This is a genomic window from Rhizobium grahamii, from assembly GCF_009498215.1.
Lineage (GTDB): Bacteria > Pseudomonadota > Alphaproteobacteria > Rhizobiales > Rhizobiaceae > Rhizobium > Rhizobium grahamii_A.
The window spans coordinates 653,314-680,062 of sequence record NZ_CP043498.1; the positions used below are offsets into that span (position 1 = coordinate 653,314).

Sequence of the window (26,749 nt, forward strand, 5' to 3'; positions counted from 1 at the left end):
GGCACGCGGCTGGGAGACGCCCAGCGCCGGAATAACGGGAAGCGCATGAAGCTTGTAGGTTTTTTCAATCGCGATGGCGGCACCTTCAGAACCACCGACATGCAGGCCTATGAACGGCGGGCCGAGGAGGTTTTCGGCGAGGCGGGTCACGATTTCGAAGCGCTGGTCTTTTCAGGCAGCGAGATCGTTCCCGCAATGCAGCGCGCCGCGCGACGCGACGATATCGACGGCATCGTCGCTGGGGGGGGCGATGGAACGATATCGGCCGCCGCATCGATCGCCTGGAAGAACGGGGTTGCGCTCGGTGTCATTCCGGCTGGAACGATGAACCTTTTTGCGCGATCGCTTCGCGTGCCCCTCGATATCTGGAGCGCGCTTGAGGTGCTGGCTTTCGGTGAGGTTGATAACGTCGATATTGCCAGCGCGAACGGCCGGCCGTTCATTCACCAGTTTTCCGCGGGTCTGCATGCGCGCATGGTGCGGTACCGCAATTCCTATACGTACCGATCGCGTTTGGGAAAAATGCGGGCGAGCACGCGTGCTGCCTTCGGCGTGGTGCTGAATCCGCCGGAGTTCGAGGTGGATTTCGAGGCGGGTGGCGTGCGCGAACGGCGGCGAGTTTCAGCCGTTTCCGTCTCGAACAATCCTTTCGGCGAGAATGCCTTATTGTACGCCGATAGCCTGACCAGCGGCGAGCTCGGCTTCTACACCGCAAAGCCGCTGAAGCCGCTTGGTGTCGCCCGCCTGGCGATCGACCTCCTGAGGGGAAAGGTGCGAGAAAACGCGGATGTCATGATCATGCACCCGGCCGAGGTGCACCTGCATTTTCCAAAGCTTCATTCGAAGGCAAATTGCGTGATGGATGGCGAGCTGCTCCCCCTCGAGCGCGACGTCTCGTTGAAACTCCACCCCGGTGAGCTGAAGGTATTGGTTCAGCAGGGCTTGGCCGCTCAGGTCGATGAGGCCGAACGGCGCGAGCCGGCGTCGTAGCTAGAGACGCGGCAGATAGGTTCGGTAGTCGAAGTCAGAGACCGTGCGCAAATAGGTGATCGCCTCCTTGCGCTTTGTATCGCCGTAAAGCTGCTGATAACGCTCGCCAAAAATGTCGGCGATGAAGGGCGAATGGCGAAACGCCTCGACCGCCGTCAGGAAGTCGTGGGTCAGCTTCGGCACGTTGTCGGGAACATGCGATGGCGTCGTTTCCTCGCCCGGATCCAGTTCGTTCTCGAGCCCGAGCAGCATCCCGCCGAGGATCGCGGCAAGCAGGAGGTATGGATTGGCATCGGCGCCCGCGACGCGATGCTCGATCCGGGCGGCCGGTCCGTTGATATCGGGGATCCGAACCGCCGTGCCCCGGTGACCGTAGCCCCAGGTGAGATCGACGGGTGCGAAAGAGCCCGGCTGGAAGCGGCGATAGGAGTTGGCGAACGGCGCAAAGACCAGTTGTGCGTCGCGCATGCTCTGTAGCATGCCCGCGCAGACCGATTTGAGCTTCGTCGGCTCGCCACCCTTTGCATCGAATATGTTACGGCCTGCAGCGTCGAGAACGCTCGCATGCACATGCAGGCCGGAGCCTGCGTGATCCGAATACGGCTTTGCCATGCACGTGGACTTCAAGCCGTGCTTTCGCGCCGCCTGCTCGATGATGCGCTTCAGGTAGATGCAGTCATCCGCCGCCGCGAGCGCGTCGGGGCGATGCAGCAGGTTGATCTCGAATTGGCCGGGCCCGAACTCGGCCGTCGTTGCATCGGCAGGCAGCCCCTGCGCCGCGGCATATGCGCGGACCGTGTTCAGATAGTCTCCAAGCGCGTCGACAGCGCTCATGTCGTAGAGCTGGAAACCGTTCGGATCGCCCTGATAGGTCAGGTCGACAGGAGGTGATGGCCTGCCGGTCTCCCGCCAACTCTGTTCCATGACATAGAATTCGAGCTCTGTTGCCACCACCGGCGTCAAGCCGAGCCGTTCGTATCGCTTGAGCACGGAGGCGAGAATTGCGCGGGGATCCATGAAACTCGGCGTCCCGTCGAATTCGTGCATCGTCGCCAGCACCTGCAGCGACCCTTCAGGAGCCCACGGCATCGCGGCAACGCTTCGCTCGTCGGGAATGCAATTCCCATCGGGATCGCCGACAGAGAGCGACAGACCTGTAATGTCGTCGTTGTCGTCTCCCCAGATATCAAGCGACTGAGTGGAGGAGGGCAGGCGCACCTCGCCGGCCCAGATCTTCTTCTGCATTCCGAGAGGAATCTGCTTGCCGCGCAGGTCGCCGTTCATTCCCACCAGCAGGATTTCCACGCGCGCATCGCTGGCCGCAGCTCTATCGTTGCTTTTGTCGCTTGCCATGATCTTGAAAATCCCCTCGGACACGCTCAAGGTCGTATCCCATTGGAAAGAGGCTTTCAATCTCCGAAGGTGTTTTGCAAATTATGTCCGATACTTACGCGCGTTCCAATCTGGCAGCCATCGATGCCGCTCATCATCTCCATCCGTTCTCGGACATGAAGAAGCTGAATGCCGACGGAGCCCGCATCATCCAGCGCGGCGAGGGTGTCTATATATGGGATGCCAAGGGCAAGAAGTATCTCGACGGTTTCGCGGGGCTCTGGTGCGTCAACATCGGCTACGGACGGCATGAGATCGCCGATGCCGTTGCCCGGCAGATGAAGGAGCTTCCCTATTACAATACGTTCTTCGGAACGACGACCACGCCGGCAACCTTGCTTTCCGAAAAGGTCGTCTCGCACGCCGGCCCGCATCTCAATCATGTCTTCTTCACCGCTTCGGGCTCGGAGGCAAATGATACTTGGTTTCGCATGGCCCGTGTCTATTGGGCCGCTGTCGGCAAGCCGTCGAAGAAGATCGTGATCGCCCGCAAGAATGGTTACCACGGCTCGACTGTCGCGGGCGCCAGCCTCGGTGGCATGAAATACATGCATGAGCAGGGCGACCTGCCGATACCCGGCATCGTTCACATAGACCAGCCGTATTGGTACGGCGAAGGAGGCGATCTGTCGCCGGACGAGTTCGGCCTGAAGGTCGCGCGGCAGCTGGAAGAAAAGATCGATGAACTCGGCGAGGAAAACGTCGCCGCCTTCGTTGCCGAACCGGTTCAGGGCGCCGGCGGCGTGATCATTCCGCCGAATACCTACTGGCCGGAAATTCAGAGAATTTGCAAAGCCCGCAATATCCTGTTGGTGGCCGATGAAGTGATCTGCGGCTTCGGACGCCTCGGCGAATGGTTTGGACACCAGCATTTCGGTGTCGAGCCGGATCTGGCGCCTGTCGCGAAGGGCCTGTCATCGGGCTACCTGCCGGTCGGTGGCGTGCTGGTCAGTGATCGCGTCGCCGACGTGTTGATAAACGATGTCGGCGATTTCAACCACGGCTTCACCTATTCGGGCCATCCGGTCTGCGCGACCGCGGCACTGGAAAACCTGCGGATTCTCGAGGATGAGCGCCTGGTGGAGCGGGTGCGCGACAACATCGGTCCTTATTTTGCCAGGGCCTGGGGTGCGCTTGGCGACCATGACCTCGTCGGTGAGGCCGTCAGCATCGGCCTGATGGGCGCGCTTCAATTGGCGGCTGACAAGAAGACGCGTATGCGCTTCGAAAAGCCGGACGCGGTCGGGGCACTCGTCCGCAATCATGCGCTCGCCAACGGTCTGGTTCTGCGCGCAACCGGCGACAGGATGCTCGCATCGCCGCCACTCGTCATCACCCACGAAGAGGTCGACGAAATGATCCGCATCACAAGGATCGCGCTGGATTCCGCCTGGCGGGAGCTCAAGTCTTAGCAGCTGTCAGGGCTGCGGGTAGACCCAGGCGTAGCCGAAGTACCGCTTGTCGTCGGGGCGTCCGCGCTCATAACGAATGCTTATGTTCTTGACGGCGGGGTTTGCGTATTGCGGACCAAGATTATCGGTCAGCCATCGGCTGAGGTCGGGGGGGAGGTTCGTATCTCCCTCTCTAGGCAGCCATGCCAACAGGATGGGCCGATCGGCGCTCCATTTGTAGTCGACCGTAAGGTTGCCGAAAAACGTGCACAGCGTCGGCACATCCGGCAACTGCATATGCAGGTTACCCGACGGCAGCCATGTATCGGTGACGACGAGGCCGGGCCGCTTTCCTTCTTCCGACATGATTTCGCTGATGAATGTCCCGTAGGGGATGTTATAGGCTTCGTAGCGGCCGAAGAGCATCGGCATATTGGCCCGAACAAAGAACAGCGGCGGCGTCAGAGCCATGACGGTCAGCGGCACGAGGAAGAAACGCTTGGCGAAGTCTTCCGCGCGGATGCCACGCGCCTGCATTTTCAGGCAGAAGGCGATTGGCATCAGGAACAGGAAGGGCAGGACCCATCTGTCGCGCATTGAGGTAATGCCGATCGCGAAGACCAGCACCAGCACCTGGAGACCGATCGTCAGGAAGACGGTGTCGAGAAAGCGCGCCCAGACCGTGGTCGGGCGAAGATTGCGCAGGAACGACTTCCCGAAAACGATCGCGTAGACCGCAACGATAGGTGCAAGGATGATGACGATGAGTTCGAAGAACTCGATCGGCCCCTTGATGAACTTCTCGAAAGCGCCGTCAGGCGCCTCTTCACCCATCGTGTTCAGGGTCCGCGTCGCAGCCAGTCCGACATTATCGAGCAGCCAGAGTCCGTGCGGGAGAAACAGAAGGATCGCAATGGCGATCGACAGCAGGAAGCGCCGGTCCAGAAGGCGCGCTTTGCCGTCCGGATGCATCAATACCGCGACGAAGGCGGCAATGACCACAAGGGTGAAGTTGTACTTCGACAGCATGCCGAGACCGAGCGAAACGCCGATCATCGCATAGGACCCCAGCGACGGCGCCTTCAGGGTCTTCACGACGCTGAGGATCAGCAGATTGATCATCAGCATCTGCGCGACCGTATGGGTCAGATCCCGCTGAGCGCCCCAGAAGACCTGCGGGATCGTGAACAGCGACAGGGTCGCAATCGCGGCGTAGAGACGGTCTTCAAGAACCAGCCGCGCAAGCCTGTAGTAGGTGAAGAAGAGGAGAAACAGGACGAGGTTCTTGGCCGCGGCGATCGTGGCGATTGACAGTCCGAACACGGACACGATCACGGCCTGGAACCAGTTATAGAGCGGCGGCTGCGTGTCGTAGCCGGTCACGAGCCACTGGGAAAAGAAAGCCTGCTGGGATTCGTCCACCCGCATGCCATGCGGCAGGAGCAGACGAACCACAAAGCCAATAAAGAAATACGCAGCCAGCAGCATGACGACCGCATCGGGTCTGCGCGTCAGAAGGTTACGCATTCTCGGAGCGGTCGAATATCTGCCGGACGATGTAGTTGGGCGAAGCGTCGTCGCGGTAGTAGGTGCGCGCGATCATTTCCGCCAGGATACCGGTCGTAATCATCTGCACCGAAGACAGTAGCAGGACGATTCCGACCATGAGCAGTGGTCGGGTACCGATGTCGTTCCCCATTATGAACTTGTCGAAGAACAGATAGATGAGCACGAGCGTCGCGATCGCGCCCAGTCCGAGACCCAGCGAACCGAAGAAATGTCCGGGACGCGCCTTGTAGCGCATGAAGAACATGACCGAGAGCAGGTCGAGGATGACGCGGAAGGTGCGCGAAATGCCGTACTTCGACTGGCCGTGCGCACGAGCATGGTGCGTTACGACCATTTCGCCGATGCGCGAGCTCGGTACGACGCCCGCCACCCATGCCGGAATGAAGCGGTGCATCTCGCCCATCAGCTTGACCTGCTTGATGATCGACGAGCGATAGATCTTCAGGCTGCAGCCGTAGTCATGCAGTTTGACGCCGGTGATGCGGCCGATCAGATAGTTGGCGCACCAGGAGGGAATCTTGCGGAGCAGGAGGCCGTCCTGGCGGTTCTTTCGCCAGCCGACCAGCAGGTCGAGTTCTCGGCGCTCGAGCTCCGCGACCATCGAGGGGATGTCGTTCGGGTCGTTCTGCAGATCGCCGTCCATCGTTGCGATCAGACGCCCGCTGGCGGTATCGATACCGGCCTGCATCGCGGCGGTCTGTCCGAAATTGCGCTGCAGTTCGACGATCTTCAGCGCGAGGCCGGCGCGACCGATATGCTTGCGCGCGTTCACGAGAGTTGCGTCCGTGCTTCCGTCGTCGACGAGGATGAGTTCCCAACGCTGCGGGTAGTTCGTCATGGCCGAGCAGATGCGATCGACGAGCGGTCCGACGCTTTCTTCTTCGTTGAAAATCGGCACGACCAGCGAAAGTTCGAGCGGAGCGCTGCCATCGATCGTGGTTGACGGTGACTCTGTCGTTGTCTGCAACTCGTATTTCTCCTAAAACGCCGCGCAGCCGTGACGCTCGGTTGGCGGCTGAAGTCAGGAAGCTAGTACATGAAGTCTCCGGTCGTTGCCAGCCGGCAATCCTGGTGCGCCCGCAATCGCATGATGCTGTTAACAGTCGCGATCGTTGGCGCCTACGCGTTTTTCATCCAGTGGTTCTGGGGATGGTCGTCGATCCTTGAAGAGTGGGCCCATGTCGGGGTCCTGCCGATCGTCGCTGCGTTGTTGCTGCTGACCAGCACTTACTTCCTGCGCACATGGCGCATCTACGATTATTTCCCGCGTGAGACCTCCGGCCGCTTCCGAGCGCTATTCCGCGTGACGCAGGTCCATAACCTGTTGAATATCATGCTGCCGTTCCGAACAGGGGAGACCAGCTTTCCGGTCCTGATGCGCACCGAATTCGGGATACCAATCGCCCGCGGCACATCCGCATTGTTCGTCATGCGGCTTCTCGATCTGCACGCGCTTCTCGCTGCGGCCGGGATAGGCTTTGCCGCTGCCTCGCAAAATAGAGTGTTGGCCTGGGCTATCTGGACGGTCTTTCTGTTGCTGCCGGTCGCAGCCTTTGCAACCCGCAAGAGCCTGTTGCGGATCGCGACCAGACTTCTTCCTGCAAAAGCCCAGGAAATCGTTGCGGAGATCGAAAACGGGCTTCCATCCAATGCGCCTGCATTCGCTCGCGCTTGGGCAATGACCGTGATCAATTGGCTTGTGAAGGTACTCGTGCTCGCCTGGTCGCTTCGCCTGATGGGCGTCTTCCCGATCTCGGCGAGCTTCGGTGGCGCGCTGGGAGGGGAGTTGTCGTCGGTCCTGCCGGTGCATGCACCGGGCGGCGTCGGCACATATCCGGCCGGGATCACCGCCGGTGCCGTTGCGTTCGGTGCTTCTGGAGAGGCTTCAGCACTTGCGACATTGGCCCAGGCAAGCATCAACGCGCATCTTCTGATTATCGTTTCGGCCCTGACCGGGACAGCGATCTCTCTACCCTTTGGTCGTCGACAGCTCTGACAGGCGCTTGCGCAGGAACGCCTGCTCCGGAACCTGACGACAGAAGGATAGCGCTGTCTGATAAGCGGCGATTGCTTCGTCGTCCTTGCCGAGCCGGCGCAGCAGATCCGCTCTTGCCGAATGCGCCAGGTGATAGCTGCCGAGTTCACCGCCCTCCAGGATCGCATCGATCAGCCGTAAGCCTTCTGCGGGGCCATCGATCATCGCAACGGCGACCGCCCTGTTGAGCTCGGCGATCGGCGATGGCTGCGCCGAAACCAGCAGTTCGTAATAGCTGGCGATGCGCCGCCAATCGGTCTCCTCGGGCGTTCGCGCGCGAGCATGCTCGGCGGCAATGGCCGCCTGAAGCGTATAGACGCTGATTTCCTCGTGGGTCATGGCCGTGCCGAGCAGCTGCTGCCCCTCGGCGATCTTCTGCAGATCCCATTTGCCGCGATCCTGATCGGCAAGCAGCACCAGTTCGCCGTCGATACCTCGCCGCGCCAGACGGCGCGAGTCTTGGAGCAGCATCAAGGCGAGCAGCCCGGAGATGTCAGGATGCGGCAGCAGGTCTGCCACGAGGCGCGCGAGGCGGATTGCTTCCATGACGAGATCTGTGCGGACGATCTGCTCGCCGGATGATGCGGAATATCCCTCGTTGAAAACGAGATAGATGACGTGCAGGACTCGATCGAGCCGATCCGGCAATTCTCCGCGGGAGGGAACCTCGTAGGGAATGCCGGCTGCCCTTATCTTGCTTTTGGCGCGCACGATCCGTTGCGCGACCGTCGGTGCCGGAACGAGAAAGGCGTGAGCGATCTCCTCGGTGGTGAGGCCGCAGACTTCGCGAAGCGCCATGGCGATCTGTGCCTCGCCGGTGAGGACAGGATGGCAGCAAATGAATATGAGACGCAGCATGTCGTCGTGAATCGTATCCATGTCGCCGATCTCCATCTCATCTGTCTGTGGATAGAGGCTTTCCTCGATGTCCCTAAGCGATGCATCGAAGCGCGTGCGCTTACGGATATGATCGATCGCGCGGAAGCGCCCCGCCGAAACGAGCCATGCGAAAGTGTTGGCGGGCACGCCGTCGCGCGGCCACGTTCGCGCCGCGGCGGCGAAGGCGTCATGAAGCGCCTCCTCGGCTCGGTCGAAGTCGCCGAGCAGGCGGATCAGCGTCGCCAGGACACGCCGCGACTGAGCGCGATATATCTCCTCGATCACCCGTTCCACGTCAGTCCGCCAGCGTCAGCATCTTGACGGGGCGCACCTCGATCGCGCCGTAGCGGCTGCAGGGAATACGCGCAACGATCTCCTTCGCCTGCGTCAAATCCCTGGCTTCGATCACATAGAGGCCGGCGAGGTGTTCCTTCGTCTCCACGTAAGGGCCGTCGGTTGCGCTCAGCGTACCGTTGCGGACACGCAGCACCGTCGCCGTCTCCGGGCTATCGAGGGCGTCGGCATGAATGAGTATGCCTTCCTCGCGCAGTTCGCTGTCACAGCGAAAATGGTCGCGGACAAGCTGCTCAGTCTCGTCCGTATTCAGTGTTCCGTCGGAGCCGACCGAATTGTAGATCAGGCAAATGTAGCGCATGACATCATCTCCCATCCTTGATCGAGTATCCCGGCCGTATTTCCACCGAGGCGTATTTCAGGATCGGGAACGTCGCCACGACCTCCCGTGCCTGTTCCATGTCGGCGGCCTCGATGACGACGAACCCGCCGAGGTGCTCCTTGATTTCGGCAAACGGGCCGTCCGTCGCAGTAACTTTCCCGCTCTTGAGGCGTAGCGTCGTCGCGCTATCGGGCGCCCGGAGCGCGAGTGCCGTTACCAGCACGCCACGATCGCGCCAGTGGTCGTCACTGACGATGCATTCCTCTGTCAGGACATCCCATTCTTCCTGCGGTACGAGCTTGCTCGCCTCGGTATCGAACCAGATCTGGCAAAGATACTTCATCGTCTTCTCCTCACATCTCAACCGGTATCGCGTAGATCGGTCGGACCTCGATCGCTCCCATCCTTGCAAGCGGAATTCCCGCGGCCACGCGGACGGCATCGTTGAGGTCTTTTGCATCGATCAGGATGAAGCCGCCAAGCTGCTCCTTGGTTTCGGCAAATGGACCGTCCGTCATCGCGGTCTCGCCGTTTCTGACGCGGACCGTGACAGCCGTCTTGGGATGTTGCAGCGCCTGCGCCGCAATCATGTGGCCGCTCTCGATGAGCTGCCGGTCGTAGGCCAGCGAATCGCGATCGAGCTGCCTCTTCTCCTCCGCCGACATGGCTTCCAGTGCCGACGGTTCAAAGAACACCTGACAAAGATACTTCATTCCGATTGCCTCCTCCGTGTCGTCTTATGCCCCTTGGACGAACAGAGTAGGTGGATTTCGACAGTGAAAAAGAAAATCTTTTAGCGGTCGCCCGGTCGAATTGGAGCGACTGCGCGCGACTAAGGACCATCAACAACATGGAGTGATGGTCATGAGCATTCTCGAAACACTACTTGCGCGCCAGATATGGGCACACCGGCATCGCGCCGATGGTGTTTTAGGCATGGGCGACGATTTTGTCGGCGGTCGCGCGCTTGTTGTGCGCGCCATGGCGGCGTTTGCCATACTTGCAGTAACGGTCGCCGCCCTCGATTTTGCCGCGGACGGCGGCCGTCAGATGGATATGGCGCGCAGCAGTGTCGCTGCGTCGCGCCAGTAGACTATTGAAACGCGGTTTCGAAGAAACTGCGCAGCTTGCGTGAGTGCAGGGCTTCCGGCGGCATCGCTGCGAGCTTCTGCACAGCGCGAATTCCGATCTGCAGATGTTGGTTGACCTGCGTTCGGTAAAAGGCCGTCGCCATCCCCGGCAGCTTCAACTCGCCATGCAGCGGCTTGTCCGAAACACAGAGCAGCGTTCCGTAAGGCACGCGGAAGCGGAATCCGTTGGCGGCAATGGTCGCCGATTCCATGTCCAGTGCGATGGCGCGCGCCTGCGAGAGGCGCTTTACCGGTCCCCGCTGATCGCGCAGTTCCCAGTTGCGGTTGTCGATGGTGCCGACAGTGCCTGTTCGCATGATGCGTTTCAGTTCAAAGCCTTCGTAACCGGTGATCTCGGCAACGGCTGCCTCGAGCGCCACCTGCACTTCGGCAAGGGCCGGAATGGGAACCCAGACCGGCAGGTCGTCGTCGAGGACATGGTCTTCACGCATGTAGGCGTGGGCAAGCACGTAATCACCGAGCCGCTGGCTGTTGCGCAGGCCGGCGCAATGGCCAAGCATCAGCCATGCATGCGGCCGCAGCACAGCGACGTGGTCGGTGATCGTCTTGGCATTGGAGGGGCCGACGCCGATGTTGATCATCGTGATCCCGGCATGCCCCTTCATCTTGAGGTGATAGGCCGGCATCTGGGGAAGCCGGGCGAGCGTCACATCCGTTTCGGGCTGGCTGCTGCCTGCATGCGTGATGATGTTGCCGGGCTCCACGAACGAGGTGTAGCCGTCGCCGCCATCGGCCATCAGCTTGCGCGCCCAGGCGCAGAACTCATCGATGTAGAACTGATAGTTCGTGAACAGCACGAAGTTCTGGAAGTGCTGCGCGCCGGTCGCCGTGTAGTGGGAGAGGCGAGCCAGCGAATAGTCGATGCGTTGCGCCGTGAAGGGCGCGAGTGGGGAGGGCTCGCCCGGCGGTGGGATATACTCGCCGTTCGCGATCTCGTCGTCCGTGGTGTTCAGGTCCGGCGTATCGAAGAGGTCCCGCATCGGGATGTCCATGAAAGCGGCGGCGGAAGCTTCCACATGCGCGCCTTCGCCGAAGGCAAAATGCAGCGGTATCGGCGTGGAGGATTCCGAGACTGTCACCGGCACACCGTGGTTGCGCATCAACAATCCAAGCTGCTGCTTCAGATAGTGCCTGAAGAGCTTCGGCCGGGTGACTGTTGTCGTATAAATCCCGGGTGCCGTCACATGGCCGTAGGAAAGGCGCGTGTCGATATGTCCGAAGCTCGTCGTCTCGATGCTCACCTGGGGATAGAACGCACGGTACCGCGATGTGATCGGAGCGCCCTTTGCCAGCGCTGTGAAGTTCTCGATCAGGAAGGCCGTATTGCGCTCGTAAAGTTCCGTCAGCGCATCGACCGCCTTGATGGGGTCATCGAATGTCTTCGGCGCATAGGGTGAAGGGGACGAGACGTCGAGAGGAGAGATTCGTTTGCTCATGAGACATTATAGAGCGGAGTCTTTGACAAGCAAACGACGTCTATCCGAATACACATGTTCGCAACGGCCCAGGACAGTTTGGTCTCGGGCCGTTACGAGCTTTAGTTCACCGAACTGCAGAAGGGGCCGGTTCGGTCGGTGCACGCAGTATAATTGGCGCCGAAGTGAGATTGCGCGCCTCCGCCGGCGTTATGGGTAACCGCCGCCGAGAAGGTAAAGGCAAAAATCGCCGCAAACAGCGTGATGATTGTGAACCGTCTTGCCAAGATGAGCACGTCCATGTCCTTGCCCGAAATGCTAGGTTGTTATCCAAAGCGTTGCGGCGGACATCTCGTCATCGCCATGCTTTAGCGTGACATGGTTTTGCCACAGGCCGGCTGAACCGCTGCTGAGATGTCGGTTCATCAGGCGTTCAGGAAAAGGGACGGGCGCGGAAGGAGTGGATCTCGCTGTTCTCGCGAGCTACAGCGCGTCGAAGACAAATGAAGCGCCCGCGACAGAGGACGCTTCGCGTGGCCAGCTTAGAGACGCGTCCAGGTCTGTGACTTGCAAAGTATCTTCAGCACGCAACCCTTCATTTTCAGAGAGCTGCCCGAGATCGTGCCGGAGCCGCTGTAAGTCTTGTCGTTGCTTGGATCGGTGATCTCGCCGGTATAGTCCTCGCCGCTGCCGGCCAGCGTGCCGATCTTTCGTCCGGCGTATTTGCCGGTTTTCAGCGTGATGCAGTAGCTGCTCCCGCCGCACGATGCGATGATCGCGGTATCGCCGGATGCCGTCTTCCAGTTGCCCACGATCGGCTCGTCGGCATGAGCAAGTGTCCCTGCGAGTGCAAAGACACCTGCCAGAATGAGTTTGCGGATCATCGTCATTGCCTCCCCTGATGTCCCGGCCGGACAGTATCTTACGCGAACGTAAAGGTAAATATCGCCGATCCCGAGGCTTTTTAAAGCGACGAAAGCGGGTGCCGCGCGATCCGGTGCTGATTTCTTGGTGAATGAAAGGTTGATTTCCAAATGTGAATTTTGCGTAAATCCGTCGCCGGAATCCTTAATTCACAGGTCATTCGATGTTTAACGAAAATCCAATTTTACCAAGCGTTTGCACTTTGTTTGTCTCAAATTAATCATGCATTTTAGGCGTTTTTTGAAAGCGCCTTGGCATAGTGGAGCCATCAAACGAGCGGGACAAACCCGCCGAGCCGGAAGGTACCGAAGCCGCGATAGACGGCGGGGCCGGAAGGTAAAAACAGGGCAAGTCGATAACAGGCTAAACAGGGATAAAACCGATGGCACGCTTTGAAATGCATAGCGCTGAAATGGCCACCATGGGTGGCGAGAATAACGCCGATGTCTTCTGCGAAATGGGTCTGATGTATGCAACCGGACGCGGCTGCGCCGTCGATCTGGTGGCGGCTCACAAGTGGCTGAACATCGCCGCGATCAAGGGCAACGACCGGGCAGCTTCGCTGCGCGCCGATGTTGCCGCGAATATGGACAAGATGCAGCTTGTCGAAGCTCTTCGTGCAGCCCGCGAATGGATGACGATCCACTGATCGTCCGCGGGAGCGACGAAACCATAAGAACAACCTCTTAAGAGGGGGCGGGGCGCGCCGACGGCACAGCCACCGGACAAACAGAACCGCGACCGGCAGAGACAAGGCCGGCGCGGTTCATTTCGTTTTATCCAAGCGATTTGAGAACGAGCGGCAGTGCTTCTTCGAAGAGCGCCATGTCCGCTTCCGGACCGACGCTGACGCGAATGCAGCGATTGAGCGGCGCCACGCCGGGCATTCGAATGAAGACGCCGTGCTGCATCAGACCATCGACGATAGCCTTGGCATATATCCCGTCCCGGCCGGCGTCGATCGCCACGAAATTCGTCGCAGACGCCAGCGGCTGCAGGCCGTTTGCGGTCGCGATGCCGGCGATCCGATCGCGCGCTGCGTGAATGTTGCCGACAACCTCGTTGAGATAGGCCTGATCCTCCAGTGCGGCGAGCGCGGCGACCGTCGCAAGCCGGTTCATCCCGAAGTGATTGCGGATCTTGTCGAAGGCCGTCGCGGTGTCTGGCGTCGAGATGGCGTAGCCGACTCGCGCACCTGCCAGGCCGTAGGCCTTAGAGAAAGTGCGGGTTCTGATGATGTTCGGGCGGTCGATGAGCGATGCGATCGACGGCAGCGAGCTTGCCGGCCCGGTTTCGCTATAGGCTTCGTCGAGAACCAGAAGCGTGGTCTCGGGAATTGCCTTGGCAAACGCGACCACCTCATCCGCGTCCCACCAGCTACCCATCGGATTGTCGGGATTGGCAAAATAGACGAGCGGCGCGTTTTCACGCTTCACGGCATCGAGCAGACCGCCGAGATCTTCGCGATCTTGCCTGTAGGGCACGGTGACAAGCCGCCCGCCGAAGCCGGCCACGTGGAAATTGAATGTCGGATAGCCGCCAAGCGATGTGACCACGGGCAGGCCTGGATCGATGACGAGCCTGACGATCTGGCCGAGCAGTTCATCAATGCCGCCGCCGATCGCAATGTTTGAGGCGCTCGTGCCGAGATGCGCAGCCAATGCCTGCTTCAGGGCATAATTTTCCGGATCGTTGTATTTCCAGATATCCCCGGCCTGCTCGCGCATCGCGGCAAGCACCGATGGCGCCGGACCGAACCCGTTTTCGTTGGCACCGATGCGTGCTTTCACCTGAAGGTTTCGCTGCCGTTCGATCGCTTCGGGGCCGACAAAAGGCACGGTGGAGGGCAGGGCGCTGACGAGCGGGGTGAAGCGCGAAAAGGCGGACATTGCGAAGCATTCCCAAGGCTATGAAAATCGCGCCAACAATAGGCGTTGCCGATTCCAAGGCAAGGAAGATTATTCGCCGAAACGGCCTACATCGAGATCGTGCGACGCGCGTCGGCGGCTTCCATGTTGCCGATCATGAAGTCGGCGCGGACGACACGGCGCAGCACTTCCGGTTCCATCGTGTTGATGAAGCGAACGCTGATACGCTCGTTGTGCCGGAAGACCTCAGCGCAGCCGAGGCGGTAGGCCAGGCCAAGGATGTTGAGGTAGTAGTGTTTCGGCAATCCGGCAGTGGAGGAGACGACGAATGTCGCACCGCCGCGCGAGATGTCGATGATCTCGGCACTGCGCATCGAAATGCCGGAAAGGCATGGGCGCACGGCCACGATGCGGGCGGGGCGCTTCACATTGAACTGTTCCCAACGTGCCTCGTAGACTTCCGATTTAACGGTAGCGAGGTGTGTGCCGCGAAGCATCGACATGACAGCAGCTCCTGAAACCAAGGTCATCCTGGTGTTGCAATCTGAGCCTCACACGAATGATTTGCGCATTTATCAAGGAACTCCCTAGAATTTTAGGCAAACGGAATTTTGCCTTTGTCGCTTTGGCTTATCCGAGCGTGCGCGCCGCCAGAAAACCACCGGCCGCCGACATCGCCGTCAGCACCCCGCCCCAAACGAGATCGACGATTGTCATCGCGACAGGCCAGTTTTTCAATGTCGCAAGATTGGTGATATCATAGGTTCCGTAGGCCGCCAGCCCGAGAACAAGTCCATACGCCATGGCAACCTTGACCGAATTGGTTTGAACTGCCGGCTGTGCCGCTAGAATGACGATGGCCGCGGCAAAAAACAGGTAGAAAAGTGCTGCTATCCCGAGGTTCGGGGAAGGCAGCATCAGATCGCCGAGCTGATCGCGGTAGAACGTCCGGGCGATCAAGCCGAGCCATGCCGCATCCAGGCAGAGCAGCGTGGCGAGCGAACCGGCATAGGCAATAAGCGTCGTTTTCATGCTTGCTCTCCGAATGATGATCTCTTTACGTGCATAAACGCCTTTGGATCGCAGCCCCGTACTGAAAAATTCTCGTGAACTCTTTCGATAAGCACACGTTCTCATTGCGTTGTCCGCATAACGACTGACCGAAAAAGGAGAAGAAAAATGGCTGACATCAGCTTTCCACGCGAAGCATGGATCGTTGTTTGCGATGGAGGCAAAGCGTTGATCATGCAAAACGCCGGAAATGCCTTCGAACTCAATCTGAAAGTGAAGGAGACGCTGTCGCAGCCGAATGACCCGGACCGGAAGCTTGGAACTGATAAGCCCGGACGAACTCATGCCGCCGACGGACTAAGCGGTAGCGCAATGGAAGAAACCGATTGGCACGAGCGCGCCGAAGTCGAATTCCTGAAGCAAGTGGCGACGAAAATGGACGCCCTGGTGCGAAAGAAAGATGCGCGCCATATCGTTGTCGTGGCGCCTCCGCAGGCGTTGGGAACGCTCCGGAGCAACTTTACCGCAGACACGCGCGCGGCCATCGCTGGTGAACTGGCCAAGGACTACATCAACCTTCCGATCGACCAGATCGAGCAGCACCTCGCTGCCTGAGGCGAAAGCGGACCTTCGGGTCCGCATTCATCCGCCTTGGTGTCCGACCGATCAGCTTTCGAAATTCAATCGCAGGACGTGGTGGAGGAACTCCGGATTGATCAGCATGTTGAAGCTGATCGTCACGAGATCGCCCTCGCGCTTGACGACCGTCGAACCGATCTCGTCGTGAATGCCGAGAATCTCGAGGAAGAAGTGGTTCGGCACTTCCAGGTTCGGATTGACCTCCAGCACGGCGCCGGCGAGCGTGATCGTGCGGATCAGGCAGCGGACTTGCGTTCCCGTGCTGAGGTGGTGTCCGACGAAGATGATCTTGCCGGGGCGATCGAGCGAAAACTCCCGATAAGCCTGTTCCGGCTGGGGGTGCTCTGTGTCGAGGTGCATCTGAAAGGCCATGTTAGCCTCCGCTTGTTGTACGCTTCTAGATTAGCGCAAGATTGCTGACAACTTCTGAACAATCTCCCTACAATCTGAAGCTTATGCCTGTCTGGAGAGCAGAATGGCTCATTGTTGGGCAAAGCAGGCAAGCCGCTCCTGCTTGACAGGCCGCCGCCCTTCAATCATATCGGACATGGCTCGAGGCGCCAGCCGCTCGCGGACGACAAGTCCATGGTGAAGTCCTCGAAGATTCAGTCACAGCCATTTGGTGCATGCTGACTGCAGGCAATGCGAGCTCCCTTGTGACGGTCGAAATGGCATGCCTTCCGAAAGGCTGAATCCGTGACCACTGCATATCCCTCAATCGATGAATTGAAGTCGCAGGCGAAGCGTCTCCGTCAGGCGATGGAAACACGCGGCACCGCGATCTCACACAGCGCCGCCCTCGAGCTTGTCGCCCAGCAGCACGGCGTGCGTGACTGGAACACGCTTTCCGCGCTCGCGACACGGCCAAACGACGAGCCGATCGCTGCCCTTTCCGTCGGCGCGAAGGTCCGTGGCCGGTATCTGAACCAGACGTTCAGCGGCAAGATCCTGGCGCTCTCGGCACATGGCGGCGGCCTCCACAAGATCACGATCCACTTCGACGAGCCCGTCGATGTCGTGACCTTCGAGAGCTTCTCGGCGTTCCGGCAGCGCATCAATGCGCAGGTCGATGGCAATGGCGTGTCGCCGCGCAAGACGTCGAACGGCGTTCCCCACCTCGTTCTCGACATCTGAGCCGCTCCCGCTTTCTTCATCCCAGACGGCCGCAGCCGCGCGCCGTCGCTCTTCGGTATCCCTATGAAAAACAATGCTGAAAAGAACATGTTTCTGACCGCCCCGCTTGCCGCCGTCTTCGCGCGGACGGCGGCGCCGATCATCATGATCACGACGATCAATGGTCTCTTCGCGGTGGTCGACGCCTACTTTCTCGGTGCCTATGTCGGCCCGGCAGCGCTTTCGGCCGTCACGCTGATCTTTCCGGGGCTGATGATGATCATCGCCCTGCAGTCCCTTGTGTCGAACGGCATGGCAAGCATCCTCGCCCGGCAGTTCGGTGCGGGAGACAGGCAAGCCGCCCGCCGGACGTTCGCCACGGCGCATCTCCTGGCGGTCGCGGTCGTGGTCCTGCTCAATCTCGCCTATTGGAGCGTCGGCTGGCGGGTCGTCGAGGCTGCGGCGGAAGGTAACGCGACGGTGGCGGCAAACGCCACGCTCTTCATGGGAATCATGATCGGCTCAGCCGCCATCGCTTTCTTCCTGTCGCTGAACATCGATGCCCTGCGCTGCGAAGGTCGGATCGGTTTCATGACCGCCGTGACACTCGCAGCATCGCTCCTCAACATCGCGGCCAACTGGTTTTTCATGGCAGTGATGCAGTGGGGTGTCGCCGGTTCGGCGATCGGCACCGTCTCGGCGCAGGCGATCTGCCTTGCCGCAATCCTCGCCTATCGCTGGCGGAAGGCTGACGCATTGCGACCGGCAGGACGTGGCACGGTGGGCGAATGGAAGGCCATCCTCGCCTTGGGCATGCCGATGAGTCTCGGTTTCATCGGGATTTCACTCAGCTCAGCAGCGGTGATCTTCAATCTTTCGCTCTGGGGCACGTCCGACTACGTGGCAACCATCGGCGCCTACGGCATCATCACGCGAATCATGACCTTCGCCTATCTGCCGCTGCTCGGCCTCAACATCGCCTTCCAGACCATCTCAGGCAACAATTTCGGGGCAGGGCTCTCCGATCGAGTCGGCCGCAGCCTGCGGATTGCGATGGTGTCGGCGCTCGTCTATTGCGCATCCATCGAGCTGGTCGTTGAATTGCTGGCCGGACGGTTCGGGGCGATCTTTGTCAGTGATCCCATCGTGGTGGCCGAGGTGGCACGCATCCTGCCCTGGACGGTCGGCTGCTATTTCCTCTTCGGCCAGATGATCGTGCTCTCGGGCTATTTCCAGTCGATCGGCGATGCCCGGCGTGCGGCGATCTTCGGCCTGTCGCGGCCCTATCTCTTCACGCTGCCTCTGACGTTCCTGCTACCGCATGTCTTCGGTGAGATGGGGATCTGGATGGTGCCGGTCTTTGCGGAGTTATGCATGCTGCTGCTCGCCGCCTGGGTGCTTGTCCGCCTGGCGAAAAGCAAGGGCTGGCGCTACGGTCTGCTGCCCGCCTGAAGCACAAAAGCCGCGCCTCATGGGCGCGGCTCTCCCGTTCACTCATTGTTGCTCGCTCTGGCCGTGGTCGCTGCAGCGTCGGCTTCCTTGAGCGCCTCGGCGCATTCCTGGCAGCAGACCTCGACGGTCTTCCCGCCGAGCTTGACACTGATGACATCCGGCCCGAGTTCACAGTCGCAGGCGGCACAGGTGGTTTTCTTCATGGCAATGATCCTCTGTTTGGTATCCCTTTGGGACAGGATCATAAGACCACTTATGCCGCCGGCGCCGCTGTCGAATTCTTTAGCAACTTCTCAGCGCCGAAGCCGCGCCGCGCGCTGGAATTCCGCGGGTGTCTGGCCGTAGGTCTGTCGGAAGGAGGAGGTGAAATGGCTGTGGCTGGAAAAGCCCAGCTCCAGGCCCAGCGCCGTCAGGTCGTCGTACTGTCCGAGCAGGTCGAGCGCCCTGGCAAGGCGCAGCCGCAGCTGGTAGCGGTAAAGCGGGGTCGCTTCGACCTGCTGAAAGACCTGTGTGAGATAAACAGGCGAAACGCCCACTTCCGCGGCGATTTCGGCCAGCGTCCACCGGCGGGCGATATCCGAGGAAAGGGCGAGCTTTGCCCGGTCGACAAGCTTCTGTCGCCCGACGCTGGCGCCTGCGGCATGTGATGTTCGTTCACCGAGCGACCGGCGGACAAGAGCAAGCGCCAGCGTTTCTGCTTCGAGTGTCTCGGCAGCCTTGCGATGCAGGCCGTGACGCAACAGCGCCACGAGCGCCTGCGCTCGCGGATCGATCCGCCGTCGCTGTCGGCGAAAACCGAAGATCTCTCCCGGCTGGATCTGATCTTTCGGTGCAAGCTCGGCAAGCAATGCGTCGTCGATGGACAGGTCGATACAGGCATCGCCACCGTCGATGGGATGGCTGATCCGGTAGCCTTGTGCCGCATTGAAGAACAGCATCTGGTTCGCCTCAGCCACGGTGTCGTTGCGCCCGACGTGGCGCATGAAAACACCGCGGTAAGGATAGACGAGGCTCGTCTTGTGGGCGCATTCCTCGTCGCTCTTATGCCGGCAGTCGCCATTGCAGACGACGTCACGGATTGTGACGGTCTTCGTCTTCAACAGCAGCTCGGTCGAGAATTGCGCCATGACGGTTTCCGGAAGTTGCATGCGGGAAAGCCTGCTATCGGTATCCTAGCACAGTTCAGTCCCGGCAATAGAGGTGCACATCGCTCTCGGTCTGGTAGCGCGACAGGCCGATATCTTTCAGCTGCTCGTCGGAAAGCTCCATGACGGCGTTCAGGTTGTGCCGCTCTCTCAGTTTGCGCGCTGTCCAGCGATAAAAAGAGAGAAGCGCGGTCAACAACCGCGATGGCTTGGCCGAACGGCGGCTCTCGGTCGCAAGAATGGTGGTTGAGCCGTGCATGGTAGTCCTCCATCGGTTTGATTTCGATGGAGGCAGTGGACCATCTGCACGGCTCGCCCGCTGTCAGATTATTTAGCGATTCTGCGTCGTCTTATTTCAACAGCCATTCGTGCTCCGGCGCATTGTGGAACTTCCACACCCGCTTCGGCCCGGCCATGACGTTGAGATAATAGAGATCATAGCCGTGAATGGTGGCGCAGGGGTGATATCCCTTCGGCACCAGCGTCACATCGCCATTTTCCACCGCCATCGCCTCGTCGAGCGAGCGATCGTCGGTGTAGACGCGCTGGAACGCGAAGCCCTGCGGCGGGTTCACGCGGTGGTAATAGGTCTCTTCCAGCAGGCTCTCATTCGGAAGATTGTCCTGATCGTGCTTGTGCGACGGGTAGGACGAGGTGTTTCCGCTCGGCGTGATGACCTCGACCACCAGCAACGAATGGGCGGAATTGTCGTCTTCGGGCATGATGTTGGTCACGAGACGCACATTCGAGCCCTTGCCGCGCTGGAACTGCGGATGCACGCCGGGCGGGATGAGCTTTGCCTTGTAGTCGCCACCGCCGGGCGCCGAGCAGACGGCGAGCTCCAGATCGGTCTCGGCCGTCACCGACCAGCCGGAGCCGGCCGGCACATAGAGCGAATGCGGCGCCCCTTCGAACGGGCTCATGCGCCCGCCGACGGAGCCGAAATCCTCGCCTGCCGCCTTTGCCTTACCTTTGCCTGATACCCAGACGAGGCAGACTTCGCGGCCGCTTGCATCGCCGGAGACGGTCTCACCCAGCTTCAGTCGATGCATTTCGAAGCCGACATACGTCCAGCCGGCGCTTTCGGGCGTCACATGGGTGACGCGGCCATGCGTGCTGGATGGTTTCACCTTCAGGTTTGGCATCGGTACTCTCCATTGCCTGCAAATTTCCCCATGGGGGAGAAGTTGGACGTCCCGCCGTCAGACGAAACGCCTCTCGTTACCCCTTGGGAAAACCCTCGGTTTCGACGGTATAGCCAGCGGCCGTCATGACGCGCATCAGCTCGGCGTGGCCGATTTCCGCCATCTTCTGAGGCGGCGCCTTGCGCGGATCCTGCTCGGCCTCGACGACGAACCATCCTTCATAGCCATAACCAGCGAACCGCTTCACAATGGCGCCGAAATCGAGCGAGCCATCGCCCGGCACGGTGAAGGCGCCGAGCGCCACCGCATCGAGGAAGGACTGCTTGCTACGATCGAGCCCGTCGACGACGGCCTTGCGGATGTCCTTGACGTGAACGTGGTTGATGCGGGCGTGGTGGTTATCGATGGCGCGGAGAACGTCGCCCCCGGCAAAGGCCAGGTGCCCGGCGTCGAGCAGCAGCGGAATACCTTCGCCTGAATTGCGCATGAAGGCGTCGAGCTCCGGCTCGGTCTCGACGACGGCCGCCATATGATGATGGTAGGAGAGCGGTATGCCCTGTTCGGCGCACCATTCCCCGAACTGCGTGACCTTGCGCGCATAGGCCTTCATCTCGTCATCCGAGAGACGCGGCTTGGTCGCGAGAGGCTTGGAGCGGTCGCCCTGGATGGAGCGGCCAACTTCGCCATAGACGATGCAAGGCGCGTTGACGGCTTTGAACAGCTCGATCATCGGCGCGATGCGATCCTTGTTGGCGGAAAGATCCTCATCGACGAGCGTGCCGGAGAACCAGCCGCCGCAAAGCGTCACATCGGCAGCCTTCAGTATCGGCAGCATTTCGGCCGGATTGTTCGGGAAGCGGCGGCCCTGTTCCATGCCAGTGAAGCCTGCGCCGCGCGACTGGCGCAAGCATTCCTCCAGCGATACGTCGTCGCTGAGCTCGGGAAGATCGTCGTTCCACCAGGCGATCGGCGACATGCCAAGTTTGGCCTTCATCAATAGTCTCCTCAAAAGCATTGTTGGAAGAGCGGGCGCGCTCTTCCAGAAGATGAAATCAGTCGATCAGCCGATGCGCTGAGCGGCGCGCGCCTTGACATAAGCCGCGTGCGCCTTGTTGACCTGTTCACGCGGGCTGACTTCGGGAACGGCAACGTCCCACCAGTATCCGCCGGCATCCGTGGTGATCAGCGGATCGGTGTCGATCACGAAGACCGAGGTGCGATCATTCTTCTTCGAGTCGGCGATCGCCTTCTCGAGCTCGGCAATCGAGGCAACCTTGACTGCAATCGCGCCCATGCTCTCGGCATGTGCCCGGAAGTCGATCTCCGGCATGACCTCGTAATGCGCGTCCTTCAGCAGGTTGTTGAAGTTCGCGCCACCGGTCGCCATCTGCAGACGGTTGATGCAGCCGTAGCCCCGGTTGTCGAGCAGAACGATGTTGAGCTTCAGCCCGAGCATGACCGACGTGGCGAGCTCGGAGTTCAGCATCATGTAGGATCCGTCGCCGACGAGAACGAAGACTTCCTTCTCCGGATGCGCCATCTTGGCACCAAGGCCGCCGGCAATCTCGTAGCCCATGCAGGAGAAGCCATATTCCATATGGTAGCTGCCCGGCGCGGTCGCCGGCCAGAGCTTGTGCATTTCGCCGGGAAGTCCGCCAGCGGCGCAAAGGCCGATTGCCTTTTCGAGGTCGATCGAACGGGTGACAGCGCCGATCACCTGGGCGTCGGAGGGCAGGGCGGCATTGGTACTCGCCATCGCCTTGGCGGCGGCGTCCATCCAGACCTTCTTTTCCCGTTCGGCCCTCTCCACGAGCGCTGCCGGAGCCTTCCAGCCGGCGAGACCACTCGAAATGGCCTTCAGTCCCTCGCGGGCGTCGGCCACCAGCGTCTCACCGTCATGCTTTGCTGCGTCGTAGGCGGTAATGTTGAGGCCGAGGATCTTCAGCTTGTCGTTCTGGAAAAGCGCCCAGGAGCCCGTCGTGAAGTCCTGGCAGCGCGTGCCGACGGCGATGATCAGGTCTGTATCCGTTGCAATGGCATTGGCCGCCGACGTGCCTGTGACACCAACGGAGCCGAGCGCCAGCGGATGCCGTTCGTCGATCGCCGATTTGCCAGCCTGCGTGACGACGACGGGGATCCGGTGTTCCTCGGCAAATGCAGTCAGTTCCTTGGTGGCCTGCGAATAAAGCACGCCGCCGCCGGCAATGATGACCGGCTTTTCGGATTTCTTGATGAGCGCGATGGCGTTTGCAAGCTCGTCGGCATCCGGGCGAGGGCGGCGCGTGGTCCAGACCCGCTCCTCGAAGAAGCTTTCCGGATAATCGAAGGCTTCGGCCTGCACGTCCTGGCACAGTGACAGCGTCACCGGGCCGCAATCATAGGGATCGGTCAGCACCTGCATGGCGCGCTTCAGCGCCGAAATGATCTGCTCCGGCCGCGTGATGCGGTCGAAATAGCGCGAGACCGAGCGGAAGGCATCATTGGCCGAAACCGTGCCGTCGCCGAAATCCTCGATCTGCTGCAGCACCGGATCCGGCGCCCGATTGGCGAAAACGTCGCCGGGCAGGAAGAGAACAGGGATGCGGTTGACATGGGCGACGCCGGCAGCGGTCACCATGTTGAGCGCGCCGGGGCCGATCGAAGTCGTGCAGGCCATGAAACGCTGGCGGAAATTCGCCTTGGCATAGGCAATCGCCGCATGCGCCATGCCTTGCTCGTTGTGGGCGCGATAGGTCGGCAGTTCGCCACGGACCTGATACAGCGCCTCGCCGATGCCGGCGACGTTGCCGTGCCCGAAGATCGCCCAGACGCCGCCGAAGATCGGCACCTTCTTGCCGTCGACGACGGTCATCTGCTTCTTGAGGAAATGCGTGACGGCCTGAGCCATCGTCAAACGTACAGTCTTGCCCATGGGGCACCTCCCAAATGCTTTAATTAATTCAGGCCGCGGGTTTTCAACCAGGCGTCTGTCAATTGGCGGAAGCGTCCGGCCATGTCTGTGATCGCTTCTTCATCATCAAGCTTGCCGGAAAGCCAGCCGCGTGCCGCTTCAGCAAAGATCGTGCGACCGACCGCAAAGCCCTTGACGGAAGGTGCAGCCAGCGTCGCCTCGAAGCCCTTGAGCAGCTCGTCGGCTGGAGCCTCAAGTCCGAGCAACACGATACCACGGCACCATGGGTCGTTCTTGGCAATGACGGCCTCGATCTTTTTCCAGGCGGCCGTCGAGGCCTGCGGTTCGAGCTTCCACCAGTCGGGCTTGATGCCGAGTGCATAGAGCTCTTCCATCGCCGTCGAGACCGTGTCGTCGGTCAGTGGCCCGTTCTTGCTCGAAATGATTTCGATCAGCAGTTCGCGGCCGACCTTGCGCGCGGCTTCGAAGAGCGTGCGCAGTTTCTCCTGCTGTTCGGTCTTCAGCGCTGCCGGATCATCCGGATGGTAGAAGCAGAGGCACTTGATGCAATGATCGAGCGGCCATTCGACGAGCTGCGAGCCGATATCCTGGCTGAACTCGAAGCGCAGTGGCTTGGACCCCGGCAATTCTACCGGGCGCCCGATCCAGGCGAAGTTCTTGGTTGCCGCATCGAAGAAGGCGTCGCGGCCGAAGCGCTCATCGATCAGCATGCCGTAACCGCTGCGACCATCGGCGACGCGGGCAGCCGCTTCCACTGCAAGGCGCTTGAAGGCGACGATCTTCGCGTAGTCCAGGTTCAGTTCGTCGCAGATGCTGGTCAGCTGCGAACGGTGGTCAATGGCAAGGGCCATAAGCAGCGGAATATCGCCCTTGCGCGTCGAGGCCCAGTGGATGTGGTTGATCGCCGCGTCCTTGCGCAGCGCACGATGCTGGCTTCCGTGCTTGAGGAAGAAATCGAGCTCGGCCCAGGTCGGATATTCAGGCGAGCAGAGAAGGCGGGAGACGGCGAAGGCGCCGCAGGCATTCGCCCAGGTGGCACACGTCTTCAGCGGCTCGTTCTTCAGCCAGCCGCGCAGCAGGCCGGACATGAAGGCATCGCCGGCGCCGAGCACGTTGAACACCTCGATCGGGAAGCCTTCCCCGACGATGCCGTCTTCCAGATTGTCGCTGATCGGACCATCGTAGACGATGCAGCCCATGGCACCGCGCTTGAGAACGATCGTTGCCGGCGACAGGCGACGGATTTCCTTGAGCGCGCCGAGGACGTCATCGGCACCCGATGCGATCAGGATTTCCTCTTCCGTTCCGACGATCAGGTCGCAGTCGGGCAGCGTTTCCTTCATCTTGGAGGAGACGCGATCGGACTTCACATAGCGTTCGAAACCTTCGGCGTGGCCGGCAAGACCCCAGAGGTTCGGTCGATAGTCGATGTCGAAGATAACCTTGCGACCGTTGGCCTTGGCGATGCGGATGGCCTTGCGCTGGGCGGCTTCCGTATTCAGCCGGGAGAAATGCGTGCCCGACACCAGCACCGCGCGCGACGACTTGATGAAGGCCTCATCGATGTCGCTCTCGTCGAGCGCCATGTCGGCACAGTCAGAGCGATAGAAGATCATCGGCGAGACGCCTTCGGCCTCGACGGCGAGCAGCACCAGCGCAGTAAGGCGTTCCTTGTCGGTCTTGATGCCCTTCGTCTCGACGCCTTCGCGCGCAGACTGCTCGATGATGAAGCGGCCCATCTGCTCGTCGCCGACCCGCGTGATCAGGCCCGACTTGAGGCCAAGACGCGCCGTCCCGATGGCGATGTTGGCAGGGCAGCCGCCGACGGACTTGGCAAAGGAGCCGATGTCCTCGAGCCGCGAACCGATCTGCTGGCCGTAGAGATCGACCGAGGAGCGGCCGATGGTGATCACGTCAAGCGACGGTTCCGGCTGCGAGCCCGGGTTCGGTTGTGCCATGATGTCCTCCCGCTAGATTTTAGCTACGGCTTGGCGCCTGCTGATTGCGAGTAATGAAACATCGGTTCCGTATTGTTGTCAATTCGGAATGTTTATTCCATTTTTGATTTTGTCGATTTTGTCGAAGTTCGCTTCCGCCGCCGCTCGGCGATCGCAACCGGGAGCGCCATGGTCAGCGCCATCGAGGCGGAGAGCGAGCGGAAACCGGCAAAGTCCGCCTCTGCCACTTCGAACCAGCAGGTGGCGCGGGCGGCAAGCGGCGAGAAGGCTGAATCGGTGATGGCGACCACAGGCACGCCGCGATCCGCTAACGCTTCTGCCTGGCTCAGGCTGTCTGCGGCGTAGGGAGAGAAGCTTGCGGCAATCGCCGCATCGTTCTTTGTCGCGAACTGCACCATTTCCGGATCGACGCCGTTTGGCGATGCGACAATCTGGTGCCGGATGTTGAGCTTCGAGAAGGCGTAGGTCATGTGTGCAGTCAGCGGATAGGAACGCCGTTTGGCGATCAGGTAGATCGTCTCGGCAGCCGCCAGGATATCGACTGCCTTGGTGAAGGTATCGCTCTGCACGGTGGCGGCCAGCCGGTTGACCGACTGGCTCGCAGCCGAGATGAAGCCCGAAAGCAGGTTGGCGTCTTCGTCCTCGCCGCTGGCCTGCTCCAGCGTTACCAGGCGCTCTTCATAGGTCAGCGTGCGGTCGCGCAGCCTCTCGCGAAAGATGCTCTGCAGATCGGAGAAGCCGTCGTAGCCCAGATGATGCGCGAGCCGTACGAGCGTCGACGGCTGCACATCCGAAGCGGCAGCGATACTGGCCGTCGTGCCGAAGGCGATCTCGTCGGGATTGCCGAGCGCGAAGGCGGCAACCTGCGCCAACCGCTTGGGCATGCTGGCCTTCCGCTCGATGATCGTGCTGCGCAGGCTCTCGAAATCGCGGGGAACGCGTGCCGGGCTTTTGGTGTCGCTATCCATGGGCATCATCCAGTGAATGAAATAAATATTCCATAATCTCGACTTTAATTGATTTCGATCCGGCTGCCTAATTGTTTTTATTACGCTGATAATCAACGATTTTCGGCGGCTTTATCG

General features: G+C 60.5%; 30 protein-coding genes. 8 read left to right on the plus strand and 22 right to left on the minus strand.

Translation table 11 applies throughout. The annotated features are described in order from the left end of the window. Positions 1-45 precede the first annotated feature (45 nt). A complete protein-coding gene (locus tag FZ934_RS03240; RefSeq protein ID WP_153269897.1) occupies positions 46-990 on the plus strand; it encodes a diacylglycerol/lipid kinase family protein in 945 nt (314 codons plus the stop codon). On the opposite strand, the gene FZ934_RS03245 is transcribed toward FZ934_RS03240, so the two are convergent. Continuing rightward, the gene (locus tag FZ934_RS03245) at positions 991-2,343 is read right to left on the minus strand and encodes a glutamine synthetase family protein (RefSeq protein ID WP_153272351.1); all 1,353 of its coding nucleotides are present in this window, start codon (positions 2,341-2,343) and stop codon (positions 991-993) included. It abuts the gene before it with no gap. An 83-nt stretch (positions 2,344-2,426) separates the two neighbouring features. Between FZ934_RS03245 and FZ934_RS03250 the strand changes: the two genes are divergently transcribed. Further along, positions 2,427-3,794 carry an aspartate aminotransferase family protein gene (locus FZ934_RS03250; RefSeq protein WP_153269898.1) on the plus strand — a complete coding sequence of 456 codons (1,368 nt, stop codon included), beginning with the start codon at positions 2,427-2,429 and terminating at the stop codon, positions 3,792-3,794. Positions 3,795-3,800: 6 nt separating this feature from the next. Here FZ934_RS03250 and FZ934_RS03255 read toward each other — a convergent pair whose 3' ends face one another. Together FZ934_RS03255 and FZ934_RS03260 are read right to left on the minus strand one after the other, a co-directional pair. Beyond that, positions 3,801-5,300, minus strand: a complete 1,500-nt coding sequence (locus FZ934_RS03255; protein ID WP_153269899.1) for a glycosyltransferase family 39 protein — start codon at positions 5,298-5,300, stop codon at positions 3,801-3,803. After that, positions 5,293-6,309 carry a glycosyltransferase family 2 protein gene (locus FZ934_RS03260; RefSeq protein WP_153269900.1) on the minus strand — a complete coding sequence of 339 codons (1,017 nt, stop codon included), beginning with the start codon at positions 6,307-6,309 and terminating at the stop codon, positions 5,293-5,295. The genes FZ934_RS03255 and FZ934_RS03260 overlap by 8 nt, the downstream gene beginning before the upstream one ends. Before the next feature lie 69 nt (positions 6,310-6,378). On the opposite strand from FZ934_RS03260, the gene FZ934_RS03265 reads away from it, so the two are divergent. Continuing rightward, a complete protein-coding gene (locus FZ934_RS03265) occupies positions 6,379-7,338 on the plus strand; it encodes a lysylphosphatidylglycerol synthase transmembrane domain-containing protein (protein ID WP_153269901.1) in 960 nt (319 codons plus the stop codon). On the opposite strand, the gene FZ934_RS03270 is transcribed toward FZ934_RS03265, so the two are convergent. The 4 genes from FZ934_RS03270 to FZ934_RS03285 are packed head-to-tail and all read right to left on the minus strand — an operon-like array spanning position 7,312 to position 9,645. Continuing rightward, complete coding sequence (locus tag FZ934_RS03270) at positions 7,312-8,550, minus strand: RNA polymerase sigma factor (RefSeq protein ID WP_153269902.1); 1,239 nt, start codon at positions 8,548-8,550, stop codon at positions 7,312-7,314. The two genes, FZ934_RS03265 and FZ934_RS03270, sit on opposite strands and share 27 nt — an antisense overlap. 1 nt (position 8,551) lies before the next feature. Further along, positions 8,552-8,911, minus strand: a complete 360-nt coding sequence (locus tag FZ934_RS03275; protein ID WP_153269903.1) for a YciI family protein — start codon at positions 8,909-8,911, stop codon at positions 8,552-8,554. Positions 8,912-8,915: 4 nt separating this feature from the next. Continuing rightward, positions 8,916-9,275: a YciI family protein gene (locus FZ934_RS03280; protein ID WP_153269904.1), complete on the minus strand. Its 360-nt coding sequence runs from the start codon at positions 9,273-9,275 to the stop codon at positions 8,916-8,918. Between the two features lie 10 nt (positions 9,276-9,285). Then, positions 9,286-9,645 (minus strand): YciI family protein, encoded by a 360-nt coding sequence (locus FZ934_RS03285; protein WP_153269905.1) that lies wholly within the window; start codon positions 9,643-9,645, stop codon positions 9,286-9,288. A gap of 151 nt (positions 9,646-9,796) precedes the next feature. On the opposite strand from FZ934_RS03285, the gene FZ934_RS03290 reads away from it, so the two are divergent. After that, a complete protein-coding gene (locus FZ934_RS03290) occupies positions 9,797-10,024 on the plus strand; it encodes a hypothetical protein (RefSeq protein WP_153269906.1) in 228 nt (75 codons plus the stop codon). A gap of 1 nt (position 10,025) precedes the next feature. Here FZ934_RS03290 and amn read toward each other — a convergent pair whose 3' ends face one another. From amn to FZ934_RS03305, 3 genes are all read right to left on the minus strand, one after another. Continuing rightward, positions 10,026-11,519 (minus strand): AMP nucleosidase, encoded by a 1,494-nt coding sequence (amn, locus tag FZ934_RS03295; RefSeq protein ID WP_113362890.1) that lies wholly within the window; start codon positions 11,517-11,519, stop codon positions 10,026-10,028. Between the two features lie 101 nt (positions 11,520-11,620). Next, a complete protein-coding gene (locus FZ934_RS28015; RefSeq protein ID WP_153269907.1) occupies positions 11,621-11,800 on the minus strand; it encodes a hypothetical protein in 180 nt (59 codons plus the stop codon). A gap of 240 nt (positions 11,801-12,040) precedes the next feature. Beyond that, complete coding sequence (locus tag FZ934_RS03305) at positions 12,041-12,382, minus strand: DUF2147 domain-containing protein (RefSeq protein WP_153269908.1); 342 nt, start codon at positions 12,380-12,382, stop codon at positions 12,041-12,043. 422 nt (positions 12,383-12,804) lie between these two features. Here FZ934_RS03305 and FZ934_RS03310 point away from each other — a divergent pair, with 422 nt between their 5' ends. Beyond that, positions 12,805-13,071 (plus strand): sel1 repeat family protein, encoded by a 267-nt coding sequence (locus tag FZ934_RS03310; RefSeq protein WP_056825362.1) that lies wholly within the window; start codon positions 12,805-12,807, stop codon positions 13,069-13,071. A 127-nt stretch (positions 13,072-13,198) separates the two neighbouring features. Here the strand turns inward: FZ934_RS03310 and FZ934_RS03315 are convergent, their stop codons facing one another. The 3 genes from FZ934_RS03315 to FZ934_RS03325 form a co-directional block, all read right to left on the minus strand. Next, on the minus strand, positions 13,199-14,311 hold the full coding sequence (locus FZ934_RS03315; RefSeq protein WP_153269909.1) for a pyridoxal phosphate-dependent aminotransferase: 1,113 nt from the start codon (positions 14,309-14,311) through the stop codon (positions 13,199-13,201). Positions 14,312-14,397: 86 nt separating this feature from the next. Beyond that, on the minus strand, positions 14,398-14,793 hold the full coding sequence (locus tag FZ934_RS03320; RefSeq protein ID WP_153269910.1) for a PilZ domain-containing protein: 396 nt from the start codon (positions 14,791-14,793) through the stop codon (positions 14,398-14,400). A 127-nt stretch (positions 14,794-14,920) separates the two neighbouring features. Continuing rightward, positions 14,921-15,322 (minus strand): DUF2177 family protein, encoded by a 402-nt coding sequence (locus FZ934_RS03325; protein ID WP_153269911.1) that lies wholly within the window; start codon positions 15,320-15,322, stop codon positions 14,921-14,923. Between the two features lie 147 nt (positions 15,323-15,469). Here FZ934_RS03325 and FZ934_RS03330 point away from each other — a divergent pair, with 147 nt between their 5' ends. After that, positions 15,470-15,916 carry a host attachment protein gene (locus FZ934_RS03330; RefSeq protein ID WP_153269912.1) on the plus strand — a complete coding sequence of 149 codons (447 nt, stop codon included), beginning with the start codon at positions 15,470-15,472 and terminating at the stop codon, positions 15,914-15,916. A 51-nt stretch (positions 15,917-15,967) separates the two neighbouring features. Here the strand turns inward: FZ934_RS03330 and FZ934_RS03335 are convergent, their stop codons facing one another. Then, positions 15,968-16,300, minus strand: a complete 333-nt coding sequence (locus FZ934_RS03335) for a hypothetical protein (protein WP_065690270.1) — start codon at positions 16,298-16,300, stop codon at positions 15,968-15,970. Positions 16,301-16,636: 336 nt separating this feature from the next. On the opposite strand from FZ934_RS03335, the gene FZ934_RS03340 reads away from it, so the two are divergent. Continuing rightward, positions 16,637-17,074 carry a glyoxalase superfamily protein gene (locus tag FZ934_RS03340; protein ID WP_153269913.1) on the plus strand — a complete coding sequence of 146 codons (438 nt, stop codon included), beginning with the start codon at positions 16,637-16,639 and terminating at the stop codon, positions 17,072-17,074. Positions 17,075-17,137: 63 nt separating this feature from the next. After that, positions 17,138-18,505, plus strand: coding sequence for an MATE family efflux transporter (locus tag FZ934_RS03345; protein WP_153269914.1), 1,368 nt, complete (start codon positions 17,138-17,140; stop codon positions 18,503-18,505). A gap of 38 nt (positions 18,506-18,543) precedes the next feature. Here FZ934_RS03345 and FZ934_RS27720 read toward each other — a convergent pair whose 3' ends face one another. The 8 genes from FZ934_RS27720 to FZ934_RS03380 form a co-directional block, all read right to left on the minus strand. After that, the gene (locus FZ934_RS27720; RefSeq protein ID WP_189635569.1) at positions 18,544-18,708 is read right to left on the minus strand and encodes a hypothetical protein; all 165 of its coding nucleotides are present in this window, start codon (positions 18,706-18,708) and stop codon (positions 18,544-18,546) included. Positions 18,709-18,798: 90 nt separating this feature from the next. Further along, positions 18,799-19,632 (minus strand): helix-turn-helix domain-containing protein, encoded by an 834-nt coding sequence (locus FZ934_RS03350; RefSeq protein ID WP_153272352.1) that lies wholly within the window; start codon positions 19,630-19,632, stop codon positions 18,799-18,801. 55 nt (positions 19,633-19,687) lie between these two features. Then, positions 19,688-19,909, minus strand: coding sequence for a DUF1127 domain-containing protein (locus FZ934_RS03355; RefSeq protein ID WP_153269915.1), 222 nt, complete (start codon positions 19,907-19,909; stop codon positions 19,688-19,690). A 91-nt stretch (positions 19,910-20,000) separates the two neighbouring features. Next, positions 20,001-20,795 carry a 5-deoxy-glucuronate isomerase gene (gene iolB / locus FZ934_RS03360; RefSeq protein ID WP_153269916.1) on the minus strand — a complete coding sequence of 265 codons (795 nt, stop codon included), beginning with the start codon at positions 20,793-20,795 and terminating at the stop codon, positions 20,001-20,003. Between the two features lie 76 nt (positions 20,796-20,871). Further along, positions 20,872-21,789: a myo-inosose-2 dehydratase gene (iolE, locus tag FZ934_RS03365; RefSeq protein ID WP_153269917.1), complete on the minus strand. Its 918-nt coding sequence runs from the start codon at positions 21,787-21,789 to the stop codon at positions 20,872-20,874. A gap of 66 nt (positions 21,790-21,855) precedes the next feature. Further along, a complete protein-coding gene (gene iolD, locus FZ934_RS03370) occupies positions 21,856-23,706 on the minus strand; it encodes a 3D-(3,5/4)-trihydroxycyclohexane-1,2-dione acylhydrolase (decyclizing) (RefSeq protein WP_153269918.1) in 1,851 nt (616 codons plus the stop codon). Positions 23,707-23,729: 23 nt separating this feature from the next. Beyond that, positions 23,730-25,664: a bifunctional 5-dehydro-2-deoxygluconokinase/5-dehydro-2-deoxyphosphogluconate aldolase gene (locus FZ934_RS03375; RefSeq protein WP_153269919.1), complete on the minus strand. Its 1,935-nt coding sequence runs from the start codon at positions 25,662-25,664 to the stop codon at positions 23,730-23,732. A 92-nt stretch (positions 25,665-25,756) separates the two neighbouring features. Then, positions 25,757-26,632 carry a MurR/RpiR family transcriptional regulator gene (locus FZ934_RS03380; protein ID WP_153269920.1) on the minus strand — a complete coding sequence of 292 codons (876 nt, stop codon included), beginning with the start codon at positions 26,630-26,632 and terminating at the stop codon, positions 25,757-25,759. Positions 26,633-26,749: the final 117 nt, after the last annotated feature.

Excerpts from the sequence above, each read along its gene's own strand:
- FZ934_RS03245 (WP_153272351.1), bottom strand. The coding sequence starts at position 2,343 with ATGGCAAGCGACAAAAGCAACGATAGAGCTGCGGCCAGCGATGCGCGC.
- iolE (WP_153269917.1), bottom strand. The coding sequence starts at position 21,789 with ATGAAGGCCAAACTTGGCATGTCGCCGATCGCCTGGTGGAACGACGAT.
- FZ934_RS03315 (WP_153269909.1), bottom strand. The coding sequence starts at position 14,311 with ATGTCCGCCTTTTCGCGCTTCACCCCGCTCGTCAGCGCCCTGCCCTCC.
- FZ934_RS03345 (WP_153269914.1), top strand. The coding sequence starts at position 17,138 with ATGAAAAACAATGCTGAAAAGAACATGTTTCTGACCGCCCCGCTTGCC.
- FZ934_RS03350 (WP_153272352.1), bottom strand. The coding sequence starts at position 19,632 with ATGGCGCAATTCTCGACCGAGCTGCTGTTGAAGACGAAGACCGTCACA.
- FZ934_RS03330 (WP_153269912.1), top strand. The coding sequence starts at position 15,470 with ATGGCTGACATCAGCTTTCCACGCGAAGCATGGATCGTTGTTTGCGAT.
- FZ934_RS03325 (WP_153269911.1), bottom strand. The coding sequence starts at position 15,322 with ATGAAAACGACGCTTATTGCCTATGCCGGTTCGCTCGCCACGCTGCTC.
- FZ934_RS03355 (WP_153269915.1), bottom strand. The coding sequence starts at position 19,909 with ATGCACGGCTCAACCACCATTCTTGCGACCGAGAGCCGCCGTTCGGCC.
- FZ934_RS03265 (WP_153269901.1), top strand. The coding sequence starts at position 6,379 with ATGAAGTCTCCGGTCGTTGCCAGCCGGCAATCCTGGTGCGCCCGCAAT.
- FZ934_RS28015 (WP_153269907.1), bottom strand. The coding sequence starts at position 11,800 with ATGGACGTGCTCATCTTGGCAAGACGGTTCACAATCATCACGCTGTTT.
- FZ934_RS03280 (WP_153269904.1), bottom strand. The coding sequence starts at position 9,275 with ATGAAGTATCTTTGCCAGATCTGGTTCGATACCGAGGCGAGCAAGCTC.
- FZ934_RS03275 (WP_153269903.1), bottom strand. The coding sequence starts at position 8,911 with ATGCGCTACATTTGCCTGATCTACAATTCGGTCGGCTCCGACGGAACA.
- amn (WP_113362890.1), bottom strand. The coding sequence starts at position 11,519 with ATGAGCAAACGAATCTCTCCTCTCGACGTCTCGTCCCCTTCACCCTAT.
- FZ934_RS03380 (WP_153269920.1), bottom strand. The coding sequence starts at position 26,632 with ATGGATAGCGACACCAAAAGCCCGGCACGCGTTCCCCGCGATTTCGAG.
- FZ934_RS03255 (WP_153269899.1), bottom strand. The coding sequence starts at position 5,300 with ATGCGTAACCTTCTGACGCGCAGACCCGATGCGGTCGTCATGCTGCTG.
- iolB (WP_153269916.1), bottom strand. The coding sequence starts at position 20,795 with ATGCCAAACCTGAAGGTGAAACCATCCAGCACGCATGGCCGCGTCACC.
- FZ934_RS03285 (WP_153269905.1), bottom strand. The coding sequence starts at position 9,645 with ATGAAGTATCTTTGTCAGGTGTTCTTTGAACCGTCGGCACTGGAAGCC.
- FZ934_RS03240 (WP_153269897.1), top strand. The coding sequence starts at position 46 with ATGAAGCTTGTAGGTTTTTTCAATCGCGATGGCGGCACCTTCAGAACC.
- FZ934_RS03320 (WP_153269910.1), bottom strand. The coding sequence starts at position 14,793 with ATGTCGATGCTTCGCGGCACACACCTCGCTACCGTTAAATCGGAAGTC.
- FZ934_RS03290 (WP_153269906.1), top strand. The coding sequence starts at position 9,797 with ATGAGCATTCTCGAAACACTACTTGCGCGCCAGATATGGGCACACCGG.
- FZ934_RS27720 (WP_189635569.1), bottom strand. The coding sequence starts at position 18,708 with ATGAAGAAAACCACCTGTGCCGCCTGCGACTGTGAACTCGGGCCGGAT.
- FZ934_RS03375 (WP_153269919.1), bottom strand. The coding sequence starts at position 25,664 with ATGGCACAACCGAACCCGGGCTCGCAGCCGGAACCGTCGCTTGACGTG.
- FZ934_RS03250 (WP_153269898.1), top strand. The coding sequence starts at position 2,427 with ATGTCCGATACTTACGCGCGTTCCAATCTGGCAGCCATCGATGCCGCT.
- FZ934_RS03310 (WP_056825362.1), top strand. The coding sequence starts at position 12,805 with ATGGCACGCTTTGAAATGCATAGCGCTGAAATGGCCACCATGGGTGGC.
- FZ934_RS03305 (WP_153269908.1), bottom strand. The coding sequence starts at position 12,382 with ATGATCCGCAAACTCATTCTGGCAGGTGTCTTTGCACTCGCAGGGACA.
- FZ934_RS03335 (WP_065690270.1), bottom strand. The coding sequence starts at position 16,300 with ATGCACCTCGACACAGAGCACCCCCAGCCGGAACAGGCTTATCGGGAG.
- iolD (WP_153269918.1), bottom strand. The coding sequence starts at position 23,706 with ATGGGCAAGACTGTACGTTTGACGATGGCTCAGGCCGTCACGCATTTC.